Below are 15968 nucleotides of genomic sequence, written 5' to 3' on the forward strand. Positions count from 1 at the left end.
GTTGAGCTTACTAGTAGGAGGAATAGAAGTTGTTAACCTTAATCAAAAACGCAGAAGTATATGCACCAGAGTATTTAGGAAAAAAAGACGTATTGCTTGCAGACAGCAAAATCATCCTTATAGAGGATTGTATTGATTATGTAAATACGTCCATTCCTATTCATGTTGTAGACGCTGCTAATGATGTTATAGCTCCAGGCTTTATTGACTCACATGTTCATATTATTGGCGGAGGAGGAGAAGGCGGATATAAAACACGCACGCCTGAACTAATGTTAACCGATGCAACGACTGCCGGTGTTACAACTATTGTAGGTGTACTTGGAACAGACGGTACAACAAGAAGAATGGAAAGTCTTCTTGCTAAAGCAAGAGGATTAGAAGAAGAAGGAATTAGCTGCTTTATTCACACAGGTTCTTATCAAATACCAGTAAAAACGTTAACTACCAGCATCGAAGAAGATCTTATTTTAATTGATAAAATTATCGGAGTAGGTGAAATTGCCATTTCTGACCACCGTTCCTCTGAACCGACATTTGAAGAACTGGTAAAGGCGGCTTCTGCTGCCCGCAATGGAGGGATTTTATCAGGGAAAGCCGGAATATTAGAAGTTCATGTAGGGGATGGAAAACGGAAATTATCTTTATTAAATCAAATCGCAGATGAAACAGATCTGCCAATTCGTCAGTTTCATCCTACACATATTAATCGAAATGAAGAACTGTTTAAAGAAGGAATTCAATTTGCAAAACGAGGTGGCTATGTAGATTTTACAACTAGCACCATTCCATATTTTTTAGAAGAAGGCGAAGTTAAGTGCAGCAAAGGGTTACGTATCATGCTTGAAGAAGAAGTTCCAATCTCGAGCATTACGTTCTCATCCGATGGACAAGCGAGCCTGCCGTTTTTTGATGATAACGGAGACTATAAAGGGCTTCAAGTTGGAAAAGTGTCTTCTTTATTTCAAGAAGTACGAGATGCAGTATTAGAAGAATCAGTGCCGTTAGAAACAGCTCTTCAAGTCATTACTTCTAATCCTGCCAAAGTATTAAAACTGTCCAATAAAGGGCATATTCAACCTGGAAAAGATGCAGATTTAGTCCTTTTAGACAAAGAGACACTAACAATTAAAACAGTTTTTGCTCAAGGTAAAGTAATGGTAAAAGACGGTGTCCCTGTTGTGAAAGGAACGTTTGAATAACAGGTTTTAAACATCCTTTAACGAAAGTATCGAGGAAGGATACGAGCTAGTCAGAGAAAGATATTAAAATTTGCGTGGAAAGGATCTTTCAAATGAAAAAGAAACTTGTTTCATGTCTTATCAGCTTTACATTACTTTCTTCTTTGAGTACACCGCTGCTTGCAAAAGCACAAGAAAATACTGAAGACATTAAAGGCAGCCTTGTTATTGCAGGCGGAGGTATAGGGACATCTAATCACGAAATCTATGAAAAGTTTCTCTCGCTTGCTGGAGGAAAAGAAAAAGCAAAAGTAGGGATTATTCCAGCTGCTAGCACAACGCTGCAGTCTTCTAAAAAGTTTAAGGAAGACCTCGTAAAATACGGAGCAAACTCAGATTCTATTAAAATTCTTCCCGTTTCAAATCACGATTTTTCTGATACACAAAAGGACGAATCAACCTGGAAGAATCAAGTAAATGATAAGAAGTTATCCCATAAGATTAAAGGACTAACGGCAGTTTGGTTTGTTGGAGGAGATCAAACCAAAATTGTGGATTCTCTTCGTCAAAATAATGGAAGTGATTCTGAAGCGTTAAAAGCTATTTGGGATATATATCGTAAAGGAGCAGTAATCGGAGGCACAAGTGCAGGAGCTGCAATTATGAGTGACGTCATGATTACAGGAGGAGACAGTCTAGGAGCGTTAAAAGACAGTTTAGAAAACAAGGAAAATAAACATGTAAGCAAAAACAAACGCAGTCAAAAAGAGTACAAGCCTCTATCAACTCAAAAAGGGCTGGGTTTTTTCCAACACGGCATAATTGATCAGCACATGGATGAACGAGCACGACTTGGGCGACTTGCAGTAGCTGCATATATTTCTGAACGTGACAAAGAAAAAAACTTTGCATACGGTGTGGACGAAGATACGGCTATGGTCGTTAACAATAAAGATCAAAAGATTGAAGTTGTTGGACGAAGCGGAGTAGCCGTCTTGGATATGAGTAAAGCTAAGCTTGTATCTAAGCAGAAAGCTCGTTCGGGATTAGAGAATATGAAGGTTAGTTACTTATCTTCTGGAGATAAAATTAACTATCATTTAAAGTCATTTGAATTTCCAAAAGAGAAAGTAGAAACGAAGAGATTTGAATATTACTCGTTTAACGCACTGCCTGCTACGGGTGTTTTTACGCCATATGGAAGATTAAAGGCTTATTTATCCTATTCTCTTGTTGACAATGAATCGATGAAATCTGCGAAAAGCTATGTTTATGACAGTAAAGGGTCGGGATATGAAATTGCTTTTCAAAAGGACAATGATACAAACGGCTACTGGAGATATACTGACGGACAAAAAGACGACTATTCCATTGTAAATGTCAGAATGGATATTACGCCTAAAACCTTCAAATTCCAATCGGATAGAAAAACTAGTTTAACGTATAAAAAACCTACTTTTTCTTCATCTGAAAGTTCTGCATACGATTCGATTAAAGGTAATCTCTTAATTGCAGGAGGAGCGCTTGGCAGCAGCAATTCAAGCGTGTATAACAAGTTTATTAATCTTGCAGGAGGAAAACAAGCCAAAATAGGAATTGTGCCTGCAGCGAGTACTAAGTTCGACTCTTCTAATCAGTTTAAAAGTGATTTAATTAAATACGGAGTGAAAGCGGAAAATATAGAGATTTTACCTATTTCGAACCATGACTTTAAAGGGACTTCTGAAAATGAGTCGACTTGGAAAACAAATATGAACAGTGATAAACTAGCGCAAAAAGTCAAAGGGCTAACGGGCATTTGGTTTGTAGGAGGAGATCAAACCTTGATTACGGGCTCCTTGCGTAATGAAAATGGTTCGGACTCAAAAGTTTTACAAGCTATATGGCATACGTATAAAAACGGGGCAGTACTTGGCGGTACGAGCGCCGGCGCTGCAATTATGAGTAATACTATGCTCGCAGGCGGAGATAGCTACGGAGCTCTTTCTTACGGATTTACAAACACATATAATGATATGACTCAGCAAGAAGGCGGGCCTGCTTATTTGGAAAAAGGTCTTGGCTTTTTCCAATACGGTCTTGTTGATCAGCATTTTGACAACAAAGCAAGACTCGGACGTCTTATTGCAACAGCATATGAAAAAGGAAATAAAAATCAGCTTTCATACGGAATTGATGAAGATACTGCTATGGTGGTAAATAATAAAGCAAAACAAATAGAAGTTGTGGGAAGAGGCGGTATTACGCTAGTTGACTTAGCGAAGGTACAGGGAAATGACAAATTTCCGAGTGATTACAAAAATATTCTTATCTCTTGTATCACTCCAGGCGACAAAGTAAATCTCACAACAAAAGAAATCGTCATAAACCCAGCTAAAACATCTACTAGAAAAAATGAATACTACAGTGAAAAAGTTGGACCAAATACAGGTCTTTTCTCTCCGCACGGTGTACTAAGCAAGTTCTTAGCTTACGATCTTGTTGATAACGCTCAGAGTAAAGAAATAAAGAGCTATGCATTTAACCAAAACAAAGGTTTTGAGCTTACCTTCCGAAAAAGTGCTGAAAGCAATGGTTATTGGGCTTATACAGACGGTCAAAAAGACGATTATTCCATTGTGAAAGTTGCGTTAGATATCAAACCAATAAAAGTAGCTATTAAATAAAAAGAGAACAGACAGTAATTCAATGCATCTAGCACTTTAGCATATTGTGCCTCCACCTATTAAAGCGGAGGCACTTTTTTCTACTTATTTTTATTTGCAATAGGGACAAACGTCCGCTAGATGAAATGCAGGGCAACGTATAAAATGATAGGTACAGTATTCCAAGACTAATCTCTGAAGGCAAGCAAATTTAAAGGCCTGTAGAAAGGTGTTCATACGATGAAAAAGAAATTAGTTTTAATAACAGGAAGCAAGCAAACTAGAATCATTTTGCACAATCAATTAAAAGAGCTGCTAGACGATTACATTTTTATTGAATGCTTTGCGATTGACGAAGAATTACCGGGTGAAATTGATGGCGATGTTGTACTCTACTCATCAGAGAGTATAAAGCACGAACTGAAGGACAGATTAGACGTTCAGCATGCACATGAAATTGTAGGAAATAGAACGATTCACCATAAACATATAAATGAATTGCTGCAAATCCCCGCCCATACAAAAGTATTAATTGTAAACGATGACGATAAAGAAACCCTTAAATTAATAGAATCTCTCTATCAAGTAGGTATTAATCATGTTCAGTTTATTCCTTTTAAAAAGCAAAAGACCTATTACGAAGGTGTGGAAGTTGCTGTTTCTCCAGGTGAGATTCACTTATGTCCGCCATATGTAAAACATGTAATTGATATAGGCGTTAGGCTTTTTGATATGGCGACCATTTTTGAACTTATAAAATCATTTGGTTTTAATCAGTCTAATCATTCAATTATTTGGGATCGCTATTTACGAAATATTATTGAGCTGCAAAAAAAGCTAATAGAAGCAGAAGGGCAAATGAAAGAACTTCACCTCCATGTAAAGAGTGTTGTAAATGTAGTAGAAGATGGGATCCTGGCCGTGGATTTCAATAAAAGAATTACGTTATTTAATAAAAGGTTAGAATCATTGTTTCAGCTATCTTCTTCTGATGTTGTAAATCGTGAAATTCAACATGTCATTTCTAACGAAGGCCTTGTGGAGTTTATTACATCGTCCGACGAGAAAAGTCAGTACTTTAACGTAAACGGATACGAAATGGTTATCTATAAGTCTATGATTCAGGAAAGCAATACTACGGTAGCAACGTTTAAAAGTGTGAATCAAGCTGTTGAAATAGAAGGAAAAGCGCAGTCAGAACTTAGAAAAAACGGCTTTTCTGCTAAGTATAATTATCAAGATATTATCGGAGAACACCCAGCTTTGCTTAAAACGATTGAAATTTCCCGGAAAATGGCGGTTACTGAGTACCCTATTTTAATTCAAGGAGAAACCGGTACAGGAAAAGAGCTGTTTGCTCAGGCTATCCATAATCATTCTACACGTAAAAACGGACCGTTTCTTGCCGTGAATTGCAGTGCCATGACCGATACATTGCTAGAAAGTGAGCTGTTTGGGTATGAAGAAGCCAGTTTTACAGGAGCCCAAAAAGGCGGCAAAAAAGGGCTGTTTGAGAGCGCTGATAAAGGTACGATCTTCCTGGATGAAATTGGTGATATCAGTCCGCGTTTACAAACTCAGCTTTTAAGAGTGCTTCAAGAAAAAGAAATTAGACGGGTAGGAGGGACAAGAGTTATTCCGATCAATGTAAGAATAATAGCAGCTACTCACAACAATTTACTACATAAAATGAAAGAAGGGTTGTTTCGAGAAGATTTGTACTATCGTTTACACGTATTATCTTTAACGATTCCTCCTTTAAGATATAGAAGAACCGATATTCCTTTACTGATTCATCATTTTATTTCTAAATCAAAAACGTGGACGCATATCCATCCAGAAGCGATGAAGCTGCTTATCGAATATGAATGGCTAGGAAACATAAGAGAATTAAAAGGAGTCATCGAGTATTTGCTTACTGTCTGCGATGAAAACGAAGTGAAAGCAAAAGACGTAGAGTATAGGCTTAGTAGTCAAAAGGAGGAGCATACTTTACATGAAATTGAAAATGAATCGGTTGACTTGATCGAACTTCAAGAAAATCACGCTCTGTTAGAAACGATAAAGCAGTGTAATGATACAGGAAAAGCAGCAAGCAGAAAGTGGATTACACAGCATTTAAAAGGCTTTACTCTTACAGAACAGCAGGTGAGAAATCGTTTGGATGTACTAGAAGAAAGAGAGTATATTATAAAACGCAGAGGCAGAGCAGGAACGAAAATAACAGAAAAAGGACTGCATTATCTATATCATTTAAAAACAAAACAGCACTTAATCAATCCTTAATATACGGAAGAAAGGGAAACTTCACTAATCAAGTTTCCCTTTTCTATAAAATAGTGTCGTCATAGACTGGGCGTTTACGGCTGATTTCCTCCGTATACTTTTCCTGTAGAGGAAGTAATAACACCGCCGTTTACGTTTAAAGTATAAGCTAACCCTCCAGAACCCGTCCAAGTGGAAAGATTAAAAGTGCTGCCATTAAATAGTTTATAGATAGAAATATTATTAAACGTCAGCGGCTGACCACTTATACAAGTAGCAGGCGCCTTATTCGTTTTAGCTAGATAAACAGCTGCATTTGTAGAGCCTGGCTGTGTTACTACTTTAGCTGAACCATCTTTTTCTACCAGAAGCGCTGACTGTTCATTAACAGCAATTCCCTTGGCGCTTGTTCCAGTTTCTTCTCCGTCTTGGATATTACGTGCAAGAAATGTTAAAAAACGTCCCATTCTATCTCGTTGTTCAAAATGAGTGTCTGTTTGAATGTTATTATTATGCGGGGTTTGAATCAAATAATCTGTAAAAGAAATAAGAGAACTATAGGGATTGTTTAGCGCTGTTTTCGAATCTAAAGTTGTAGAGCCTGCTGAGATAGAGTCATAAACGTGATCACCTTGAATCATGGTGCCGGCACTTGTTCCTCCAAAAGGAATGCCTTGATTAATACGATTATTTAAGGCTGTAAGAGCTGGGGATCCTTCTAAGAAATCTACGTAATCAGCTTGATTGCCTCCAGCAAAAAAGATGCCTTCTGCTTTGTTAATTTTGTCAATTAAAGAAGAGTCTGAACCTGCTCTTATTAAATCATCAACAACAATTGTGCTAACAGAGTTAAGGGGCTTACCTATGCTTTTGGCGAGGTCATAGATATATGAATTATAGGCGTCAGTACCCGTCGCTCTTATAACCAAGAAATCTCCGCCATTTGCCTTTTGAATCATCCATTTGAATGCTTCATCTACATCGATGCTTCCGCCCATATAGACTTGTCCGAAGCTTGTACTAGTAGCTTTGTCTGCAGTACTTCCGATTTGATAAAGCGTATAAGGTGCAGAAGCAGCGGAAGTGGAGATTGGAAGTAAAAGAGATGCCGCGAGAACAGCACAAGTAATGACCTGCTTTTTAATACTTTTCTTACGTTCAGCTTTTTTCATAAAGTTCTCCTCCTTTAATAAGTGTTCATAAATGAACATGCAAGTTTTATACCAACTTATTGAACACCGGCAAAATAGTGAAAGAAGGCTTTTTTTAAAAGCTCTATGTGTAATATAGGTTATTTATGGGTCATTATTAAGGTTTTTTACACCCGAAAAATGGCGAGAACGACTCTAACTTGGATATCTAATAGTGAAAAGAAATTGCAAAAGGTATATTACAAGATTACATCCCTCATTGAAAAATCACCTTTAAAAACTTAAAATTATAATAGAAAGGAAAAACAAGGATAAAAAGAAGAGCTGTCCGCAATAGCGACTTATTTATCAAACAGACCTTCATTCTATCAATATCTTCATCTCTTAAACATTTTCCACCAGCATTTCTACGCAGAAAAACTATACATGAGAGGATCTGTCAAAATGAACAAACAGGAAAGTAGCTACAGATGGGTTGTTTTTGGAACCGCTTTATTAGCGTATTATTTGATTGTCAGTCAACGAACAGCCCCTGGACTTATTACAGAACAGTTAATGAAAGATTTTCACGTTTCAGCGTCTGTTATAGGATTAATGACTAGTATACAATTTTTAGCATATGCAGGTCTTCAGATTCCTATTGGTTTACTTTCTGACCGATACGGTCCCAATCGATTTTTGATTATAGGGTCGCTTTTAACAGGAATAGGAAGTCTTATCTACAGCACGTCTCCTAACGAATATGTGTTAATTTTCTCTCGTTTACTAGTCGGTACGGGAGACTCCATGATTTTTGTCAATTTAGTGTTAATTTTAAGTCAGTGGTTTAAGGGAAATGAGTTTGTAAAGCTATTAGGTTTAATTGGGCTGGTAGGAAGTGTAGGTTCATTATCAGCTACCGTGCCTTTGTCTATGTGGATTTCATTTTCAGGCTGGAGGGTTCCCTTTCTTAGCATAGGTCTAGTTTTAATGGCGGTATCCTACCTGCTTTATGTCGTTTTGGTGGTAAAACCTAAACGATTATTTCAAGATGATGCTAAAGCAAATAAATCCTCTGTTAAGACTCCGGAAAGTGTATGGGCGATCCTAAGGAGAGTGATGACGACTCGCCAAGCCTGGGCAACATTTCTTTGTCATTTTGGTGTAGTTGGTACATATATCGGTTTTATTGGTTCTTGGGGAGTTCCTTATGGAATGAATGTGTTCCATTTATCTCGCGCTGATGCAAGTCAGCTTATTATGTATGGTCTGTTTGGCGCTATGATTGGCGGACCTTTAATCAGCTGGATATCAAGCAGGTTAAATTCCATTAAAAAAATTTATTCACTTATTCATCTTATTGTGGTGCTTAGCTGGACTGGGTTATTACTTTCCGGCGTGAAACCTTCATTCATGCTAGTCGTTATTTTGCTTTTTATCATCGGCTTTGGAAACGGCGCAAGCGCTTTGACATTTGCCGTAGTACGTCAATCCTTCTCAGTAAAAGAAGTAGGAGTTGTATCAGGTTTTGCCAATATGGGAGGCTTTTTAAGCGCAGTATTATTACCTAGTATTTTCGGAAATGTCCTGGATTTATTCCCCGAGCGTTCGCTGCATGTTGGTTATCATTATGCTTTTATGATTCCCATTTTGTTTTCAATGATGGGGTTGTTAGGTGTCTTACTAATTAAAGAAAAAGGAAAAAAGGAGCAAAAGGTGCTGAATGCTTCTTAATGTCTTATACAATGAGAGACATGCAAGAAAAAACGGGGCTGTCTACGCCCACTCTGCGATACTACGAAAAGGAAGGCATTTTACCATTTGTGGAACGAAATGAACATGATCACCGTCTATACAATGACCAGAATATCGAGTGGGTCAAGTTTATTTTAGCCTTACGTGCAACAGGGATGCCGCTTGTCGAGATTAAACAGTATGTAGAGTCATATAAAAAAGGAGAAAGTACCATCAGCGAACGTAGAAAGATGATGCTTCAGCATAAAAAGAAAGTGGAAGCAGACATGTCGCAAACCTACCTACATCTAGAACGAATTAATTATAAACTTGCGCTGTACGATACGTTGGAAGCTGGTTTAAACAATAAACAAATAAAAATTTAAATGCTGATAACAGAGAATCCTGTTCATACCCAAACTATACAGGTGTTAAAAACTGCGAAACAAACAAAACAAGATAACTGCACAGTTATCTTGTTTTGTTTGTTCTATTCTAGTATGTACTGCTTAAATAAAGAGCTACATCGCGAATTGCTTTATCAGTTGCACTTTCTATTAACTCTCTGTCCTTTGTATACGAATAAAGAGTATCGCCGTGAAGAAGGTGGTCTGATAAATTTAATAAGCCGACAGCCCGCTTGTTGAATTTATGAGCAATGGCCAAAGTGGTAGCTGTCTCCATATCCACACCGAGAAAACCTGCAAGCGACCATTCCTTTACCATGTCAAGTGTCTCGATCAGCATGGCACCCATACTGACCACGTGTCCTTTTATATAGCTGTAGCCTTTTTGTTCACAATATCTACAGGCGGCTTCCACTAACTCTTGGTCAGCTTCTACAAGCGTTTTTTCTGGTAAATACCAGTGTGATACGCCATCTTGCATTTTTGCTGCAGATACGATTAAGATATCTCCATATTGTATAGTAGAAGATAAGCCTCCAAAATATCCCGTTTGAATAAATAAGTCGGTTCCGCTGCCGGCAAATTGATGTACGATGTTTGACGCCATCGGACTGCCGTACACATTCGCAAATCCTATGTTTCTGTTATTTAACTTACCTATTACCGTGTTCCATTTAGGCATATGAACATCAGTGGATAAGATCTCCTTCCATAAATTTATATTATCTTGAAATTCCCACTCACCATGAATAATAAATGCATTAGGCAGCTCTTTTTCTGGTAGCTTTAATACGTTTAGCCAATCTTCTTTTTCAAAATCGCCATACAGCTTCATCTTTTTCTCCTTATTTTCTCATTTAGACTAGTTAGAAAAGAATTCTTCATTACTAGCTTTCATTCCTTTAATTTTTAGAACTAACAAATATAAAAGAAATGACAGTGCTGATTTAAAAATGAAGTTATGCGTGCTTTTTTTGCTCATTTCTCGACAAATATTTAGAATTAAAAAGGAATTCAGTAATAATAAAAGAAATTTCTTACTAACGCTTATTTAAATTAGATAAAGCTGTGAGAAAAGCTCCGTTTAGTGAATGGATAAGAGGAGGGAAGGTACAGGTGTCAAATTATTTTCCCATAATTAAAACAAAAAGGCTTACCCTAAGGGAGATTACAGCAGAAGACGCAGGCAGTATTTTAAAATACCTATCCGATAAAGAAGTAATGAAACACTACGGTCTAGAGCCTTTTACAACGGTTGAAGATGCTTCAAATGAGATTGCGTGGTATAAATCGATCTTAAACGAAAAATCTGGAATAAGATGGGGTATTACTCTTAAAGAACAAGACGACATTATTGGCAGCTGCGGGTTTCTTAATAGAGTTCATAACCATTACCGTGCAGAAATTGGATATGAGCTAAGCAAAGATTACTGGGGGAATGGGATTGCTAATGAGGCATTGGGCGCTGTTATAAAATATGGTTTTACACATTTTAATTTGCGGAGAATTGAAGCATTAATAGAGCCTGCTAATACTGCTTCACAAAAATTAATAAAAAAGCATGGCTTTATAAAAGAAGGCTTATTAAGAAGCTATGAATTTACGTGTGGAAAATTTGATGATTTATATATGTATTCTTTATTAAAACAAGATTTTGACAGGCTTCAACCACATGAAGGGAATATCTAGACATCGTTATTAAGAATACGAATAGCACAATGACAGATAAGGGGAAAATGTATGGACCATTTTAATGTTGATATTGTTCACTATCTTCCTCAATTTGCCGAGCAAACGGTAAAAATGTGGAGAGATAGTAAAGAAAAAGCGATTGAACAAAAGGAAATGCACAGTTTTGACCGTCATGTCTATTTTTTAAATCATATATTGTCAGCACACTATAAAATTGAATTAGCGTTAATGGATGAACAAATAGTAGGAATGATTGCTTATCATGCTGACGAAATTAGCCAACTGTACGTTCATGTAGATTATCAAGGTGGAGGAATCGGACAGCTTTTACTTGAAAGAGCCAAGACAGAATCAAATGGAAAATTAATATTACGTACATTTGAACGAAATAAAAATGCCCAGAGGTTTTACGAGAAACACGGCTTCAGTATTATAAAAAGAGGATGTGAAAACGAAGAGAAACTACCCGATATTACATATGAATGGACAAACAAATGAAGCATACGTAATTTTAATAAAGGAGCGGTTAGTATGAATACGTTAGCACATGAAACATAACAACGCTGTCTATATGTCCGTGGTCCGCCTTTTACTAGTTTAGGATAGATGATTAATGCTAGCTATAAAAAGGAGGAGTTTAATATGATAACGGACAAACATTTTTTAAACGCTGTAGACAATACAAATGTTGATTTTACTGGATGGGATTTTTCTATTATTACTCGTACTGGTCGTATGGATAGCGACATGCTTTCGTGGTCGTACGGAAGTGAAGCTTTTCGTCTTATTCAAAACTCTAATGCCGCTTTAGATATGGGAACAGGAGGAGGAGAATTTTTATCTTTGTTACAGCCTTTTCCTCATGTTATGTACGCTACAGAAGGATACAAACCTAACGTTCCAATCGCTAAAAAACGTTTAGAACCGCTTGGTATCACAGTTGTTGAACGAACTGAAGACGCAAATTTACCGTTTAAAGATGATACATTTGATTTGATTTTGAACCAGCACGAATCTTTTTGTGCTTCAGAAGTAAGCAGGATTTTGTCAAAGGAAGGCACGTTTTTTACGCAGCAAGTGGGGGGGTTAGACTGTTCACGAATCAATGAATGTATAGGGGTTCCAATAAATAAAGAGTTTTGTAATTGGAACTTAAAGAAAGCAATAGAAGAGCTTAACCAAAGTTCTTTTAACATCATTTCTTGCAAAGAAGAGTTTCCTGTACAGAGATTTTATGATATCGGAGCGCTCGTCTTTTATTTAAAGGCAATTCCTTGGCAAGTTTCTAATTTTGATATCGAAACACATATCGGCGGATTGTATAACATACATCAAATTATAGAGTCTGAAGGTTTTTTCGACGTAGAACAACATCGTTTTATTATTAAAGCTGAGGCAAATAAATAGGTAATCAACCAGAGAAAGCCGATCTCTAACTGGAGACCTGCTTTCTCTGGTTTAATTATGTAATTGTTTGCTAGATAAATCTAGCTCAAAAAGAAGAGAATTTCGATCTGGATAATCATATTGAACGGTCAGATCCTTTTTGGTCACTTGTTTAAACCCAGCTTTTTTATAGAAATTATGTGATCGAGTAGCTTGAGATGGAGTATCTAAAATAATTTTAGAAAACCCGTGCTTCTGCACAAAAAGAAGTAAAGAAGCATAAAGATTTTTTCCTATTCCAAACTCTTTTCCTCTATAGTGCTTGTAGACAAAAAATTTCTTTAATATGCCTATTTCACTGGTTTTCTTTTGCAACCCAATACATCCTACTACTTCTTGCTTATCATTCAAAGCTATCCAAAAGTTACCGCCGGTATGGAGATAGTTTGACTTAATGTCTAAAATATCCGGCTGTTCTTCAACACTAATACCTACACCAGCTTCTACATTTTGTACATGCAATATTAGTTGAATAACTGCTTCTTTATACTTATCTTCATACAATACAATCATTGATTAATAATAACTCCTTTCCTTCATTAAATGTTTCCTCCTCATTGCTCTTATTATATCTAGTACTATGGTGCAAATCTATTATGATAGTTGAGTAATAAAAATGTATCTATATGGAACGCTTGTTGTCTTGAATATGATTTTGTGAGATATGAGATTTTTGTAATATGCAGTCTACTGCTTTTTTTGTAATGGGCATAAAAAAATTAAGCAGCACGCCGCCTAAAAACACGGTTAATAGCGTTCCAACACCAACTGGTCCGTTTAAAAGCATCGCAGATAGTAAAAATGTGAAGTAAATCAATGTTCTTGAAAGTAATAAGTTTGTTTTAGCTAGTTTTTGTATGATTAATGTTAAGCGGTCAATTGGAATGGGTGCAAAATTTGTATGTAAATAGGCTGAGGTTCCTACACCTATAATGATTAAACCAATTCCAAAACAACATAATTTACTGTACCACATTTCAAAGGGAGCCCACTTCTGTAATAAAAAAAGCCATACATCAATACCAAGACCCGTTATGAACGCGGTTAACAGTCCCAGTACTTCCGGCTTTTGTTTGCTTAAAAGGGCATTACCACAAATTAATACACATGCAAGTATCATTTCCCAGCTTCCAACGCTAAGGCCTACGTTTAGGGAGAGTCCAACTAAAAGTGCATCAAAAGGTGAAGCTCCTAGGTTGGATTGGATCGTTAAAGAAATTCCCAGAGTTAATAGTAAAATTCCTCCTACATAAACAACATATTTCACTGTAATCAGCTCCTTTACTTATTATTTTTTGTTGCAAATGCAACTATTTTAAGATACATTAAACGTATATTATTTTTATTGTATTTGCAACAAAAATATGTGCAAAGGAGATATTTATGAGTGAAATTCTGCGTGAAATTGGGATGATAGCAAGAGCATTGGATTCGATTAGTAATATAGAATTTAAAGAGTATGACCTGACTAAGGGGCAGTATTTGTATTTAGTGCGAATATGTGAAAATCCGGGAATCATTCAAGAAAAGTTAGCTGAGATGATAAAAGTAGATCGAACAACAGCGGCTCGGGCTATAAAAAAGCTTGAAATGAATGGTTTTATTGAGAAGAAAGACGATCCCCACAATAAAAAAAATAAAAATCTTTTTCCAACTGAAAAAGGGAAGAACGTATATCCGTTTATAAAAAGAGAAAATGATTATTCGGATAAAGTGGCATTAGAAGGTTTTACCCAGGAAGAAACAGATACCATTCTTAAGCTGGTTCAAAGAGTAAGAAAAAATATAGAAGCAGACTGGGAGTTTGTCAAAAAAGGAAACAAGAGAAATTATTGAGGATATAAAGGAGAGGCGTATGTCAGTGATGATGGATATAAAAAAGTGTACTCTTGAAGATGTAAATCACCTTCAAGATATTAGTTACAAAACATTTAATGAAACATTTAAAGATCAAAATTCACCTGAAAACATGAAAGCTTATTTAGAAAAAGCATTTACAGTGGAACAGCTAGAAAAAGAACTATCAAATACGTCCTCGCAATTCTTTTTTATGTATGTTAATCATGAAATTGCAGGTTATTTAAAGGTTAATACGGATGATGCTCAGTCTGAAGAGATGGGGAAAGAAGCGCTTGAAATTGAAAGAATTTATATAGGTAACAGCTTTCAAAAACAAGGGCTTGGTAAACATTTATTTAATAAAGCAGTAGAGATAGCAACGACACTTAATAAAAAGAAAATTTGGTTAGGTGTATGGGGAAGAAATAAAAATGCGATTGCTTTTTACAAGAAACAGGGATTTGTTCAAACTGGATCTCACTCGTTTTATATGGGAGACGAAGAACAAATAGACTTCATTATGGTTAAAACACTTTTATAGTTTTTTAAAAGATAAATAAAGTACGATAAGGATTATTCACTAATTTAACTGGTAGAGGATAATCCTTATTGCATACAGAGATTTTATGCTTTTTTTCAAAGCAGATGCTTTTAGGGTAAGCAGTAAGCAAACTAATATGACTGCTGTGCCAGCATATAGGAGAATGAAATTAATGTCACATGCTTACCAATTTACTTTAATTCTATTTGAAATAACATAGACTAATTAGATATATATCGAATTAGAAAGCTTAAAAAATGAACGTTTTTACGTCCATTTTAAAAGATAACGGGCCACATCTCTTTCGGATTTAACTCGTATTCTCCATTTTGCCTATACATAAAATGCTGCATAATTAACTCTCTGCGAATCGTTGCGTAATCTTCATGATATTTTTTTATATGTTCATTCAGTTCTTTTTCTTGATACATTTTTCCATGCTGTAAATCACGTATTAAATAAGCTAATATCACGTTCTTTTTCTTTCTTTGACTTGGAATAATTTTTAAAGTTCCGTCACTGTTTATAAAGTTTTTAACAATTGATAATTTGTCTTTATCCTGTAAATGGTTTTCTTGATTTTCCATCGAATCCTCTCCAATATTCAAAATAGCCTTCGAGTTATATTCGAGTCTTTCAAGGTCTAGATAAAAATAAATAATGTTCCCTTGTCTTCTTTGATAAATAATTCCTACATCTCTTAGCTTTGAAATGTGATGAGTAATAGTTGAAGGCTGTAACCCCAGCTTATAAGCAATGGCTTGCCCGTGAAGAGGCCCTTTTTTTAATAGTGAAATAATTCTAATCCTGGTAGGGTCACCAATGGCTTTATGATAATTCACCAACTTATCTAATTGCATAGCGTACTACCTTCTTTCCCTAATTCGATATACATCTAATTAGATAATAATCGAATTAGATGTATATGTCAAAAAAGTAAAAATATTTAAAGTGATCACTTTTCACACTGCGTATAAAAAAATCTGCCCTGTATAGTCTTCAAACTATAAAAAAAGCGTCTATTTCTTCGTATAATTTAACCATTGTTTTTACCTGTTCTTTTTATTATTAAGAAAAAGTTACCATGT

General features: G+C 36.0%; 15 protein-coding genes. 10 read left to right on the forward strand and 5 right to left on the reverse strand.

Annotation, left to right across the window (positions count from 1 at the left end):
- Positions 1-29 precede the first annotated feature (29 nt).
- The 3 genes from iadA to AC1DEF_RS22600 all read left to right on the forward strand — a co-directional run bounded on the left by iadA (position 30) and on the right by AC1DEF_RS22600 (position 6112).
- Positions 30-1202, forward strand: a complete 1173-nt coding sequence (iadA, locus tag AC1DEF_RS22590; protein ID WP_097823842.1) for a beta-aspartyl-peptidase — start codon at positions 30-32, stop codon at positions 1200-1202.
- Between the two features lie 92 nt (positions 1203-1294).
- Entirely contained in the window at positions 1295-3847 is a 2553-nt protein-coding gene (locus tag AC1DEF_RS22595) for a cyanophycinase (RefSeq protein WP_097823841.1), read from the forward strand.
- Positions 3848-4066: 219 nt separating this feature from the next.
- A complete protein-coding gene (locus tag AC1DEF_RS22600; RefSeq protein WP_097823840.1) occupies positions 4067-6112 on the forward strand; it encodes a sigma 54-interacting transcriptional regulator in 2046 nt (681 codons plus the stop codon).
- A 74-nt stretch (positions 6113-6186) separates the two neighbouring features.
- On the opposite strand, the gene AC1DEF_RS22605 is transcribed toward AC1DEF_RS22600, so the two are convergent.
- Complete coding sequence (locus tag AC1DEF_RS22605; RefSeq protein ID WP_097823839.1) at positions 6187-7263, reverse strand: cyanophycinase; 1077 nt, start codon at positions 7261-7263, stop codon at positions 6187-6189.
- A 423-nt stretch (positions 7264-7686) separates the two neighbouring features.
- Between AC1DEF_RS22605 and AC1DEF_RS22610 the strand changes: the two genes are divergently transcribed.
- Positions 7687-8955: an MFS transporter gene (locus AC1DEF_RS22610; RefSeq protein ID WP_043979070.1), complete on the forward strand. Its 1269-nt coding sequence runs from the start codon at positions 7687-7689 to the stop codon at positions 8953-8955.
- Positions 8955-9341: a MerR family transcriptional regulator gene (locus AC1DEF_RS22615; protein WP_097823838.1), complete on the forward strand. Its 387-nt coding sequence runs from the start codon at positions 8955-8957 to the stop codon at positions 9339-9341. Before AC1DEF_RS22610 ends, AC1DEF_RS22615 begins: the two co-directional genes overlap by 1 nt.
- Before the next feature lie 109 nt (positions 9342-9450).
- Here AC1DEF_RS22615 and AC1DEF_RS22620 read toward each other — a convergent pair whose 3' ends face one another.
- On the reverse strand, positions 9451-10197 hold the full coding sequence (locus AC1DEF_RS22620) for a phosphorylase family protein (protein ID WP_097823837.1): 747 nt from the start codon (positions 10195-10197) through the stop codon (positions 9451-9453).
- 281 nt (positions 10198-10478) lie between these two features.
- Here AC1DEF_RS22620 and AC1DEF_RS22625 point away from each other — a divergent pair, with 281 nt between their 5' ends.
- The 3 genes from AC1DEF_RS22625 (at position 10479) to AC1DEF_RS22635 (ending at position 12461) form a co-directional block, all read left to right on the forward strand.
- On the forward strand, positions 10479-11051 hold the full coding sequence (locus tag AC1DEF_RS22625) for a GNAT family N-acetyltransferase (RefSeq protein ID WP_097823836.1): 573 nt from the start codon (positions 10479-10481) through the stop codon (positions 11049-11051).
- Positions 11052-11102: 51 nt separating this feature from the next.
- Complete coding sequence (locus tag AC1DEF_RS22630) at positions 11103-11552, forward strand: GNAT family N-acetyltransferase (RefSeq protein WP_097823835.1); 450 nt, start codon at positions 11103-11105, stop codon at positions 11550-11552.
- Positions 11553-11696: 144 nt separating this feature from the next.
- Entirely contained in the window at positions 11697-12461 is a 765-nt protein-coding gene (locus AC1DEF_RS22635; protein WP_097823834.1) for a class I SAM-dependent methyltransferase, read from the forward strand.
- Between the two features lie 51 nt (positions 12462-12512).
- On the opposite strand, the gene AC1DEF_RS22640 is transcribed toward AC1DEF_RS22635, so the two are convergent.
- Positions 12513-13013 carry a GNAT family N-acetyltransferase gene (locus AC1DEF_RS22640; protein WP_097823833.1) on the reverse strand — a complete coding sequence of 167 codons (501 nt, stop codon included), beginning with the start codon at positions 13011-13013 and terminating at the stop codon, positions 12513-12515.
- Between the two features lie 109 nt (positions 13014-13122).
- A complete protein-coding gene (locus tag AC1DEF_RS22645; RefSeq protein ID WP_097823832.1) occupies positions 13123-13767 on the reverse strand; it encodes a YczE/YyaS/YitT family protein in 645 nt (214 codons plus the stop codon).
- Between the two features lie 116 nt (positions 13768-13883).
- Between AC1DEF_RS22645 and AC1DEF_RS22650 the strand changes: the two genes are divergently transcribed.
- Positions 13884-14336 carry a MarR family winged helix-turn-helix transcriptional regulator gene (locus tag AC1DEF_RS22650; RefSeq protein ID WP_097823831.1) on the forward strand — a complete coding sequence of 151 codons (453 nt, stop codon included), beginning with the start codon at positions 13884-13886 and terminating at the stop codon, positions 14334-14336.
- A 19-nt stretch (positions 14337-14355) separates the two neighbouring features.
- Positions 14356-14880, forward strand: coding sequence for a spermidine/spermine N(1)-acetyltransferase (gene paiA, locus AC1DEF_RS22655; protein ID WP_477727553.1), 525 nt, complete (start codon positions 14356-14358; stop codon positions 14878-14880).
- A gap of 278 nt (positions 14881-15158) precedes the next feature.
- Here paiA and AC1DEF_RS22660 read toward each other — a convergent pair whose 3' ends face one another.
- On the reverse strand, positions 15159-15740 hold the full coding sequence (locus tag AC1DEF_RS22660) for a DUF2087 domain-containing protein (protein ID WP_097823829.1): 582 nt from the start codon (positions 15738-15740) through the stop codon (positions 15159-15161).
- Positions 15741-15968: the final 228 nt, after the last annotated feature.

The organism is Priestia sp. 10L35 (assembly GCF_056395685.1).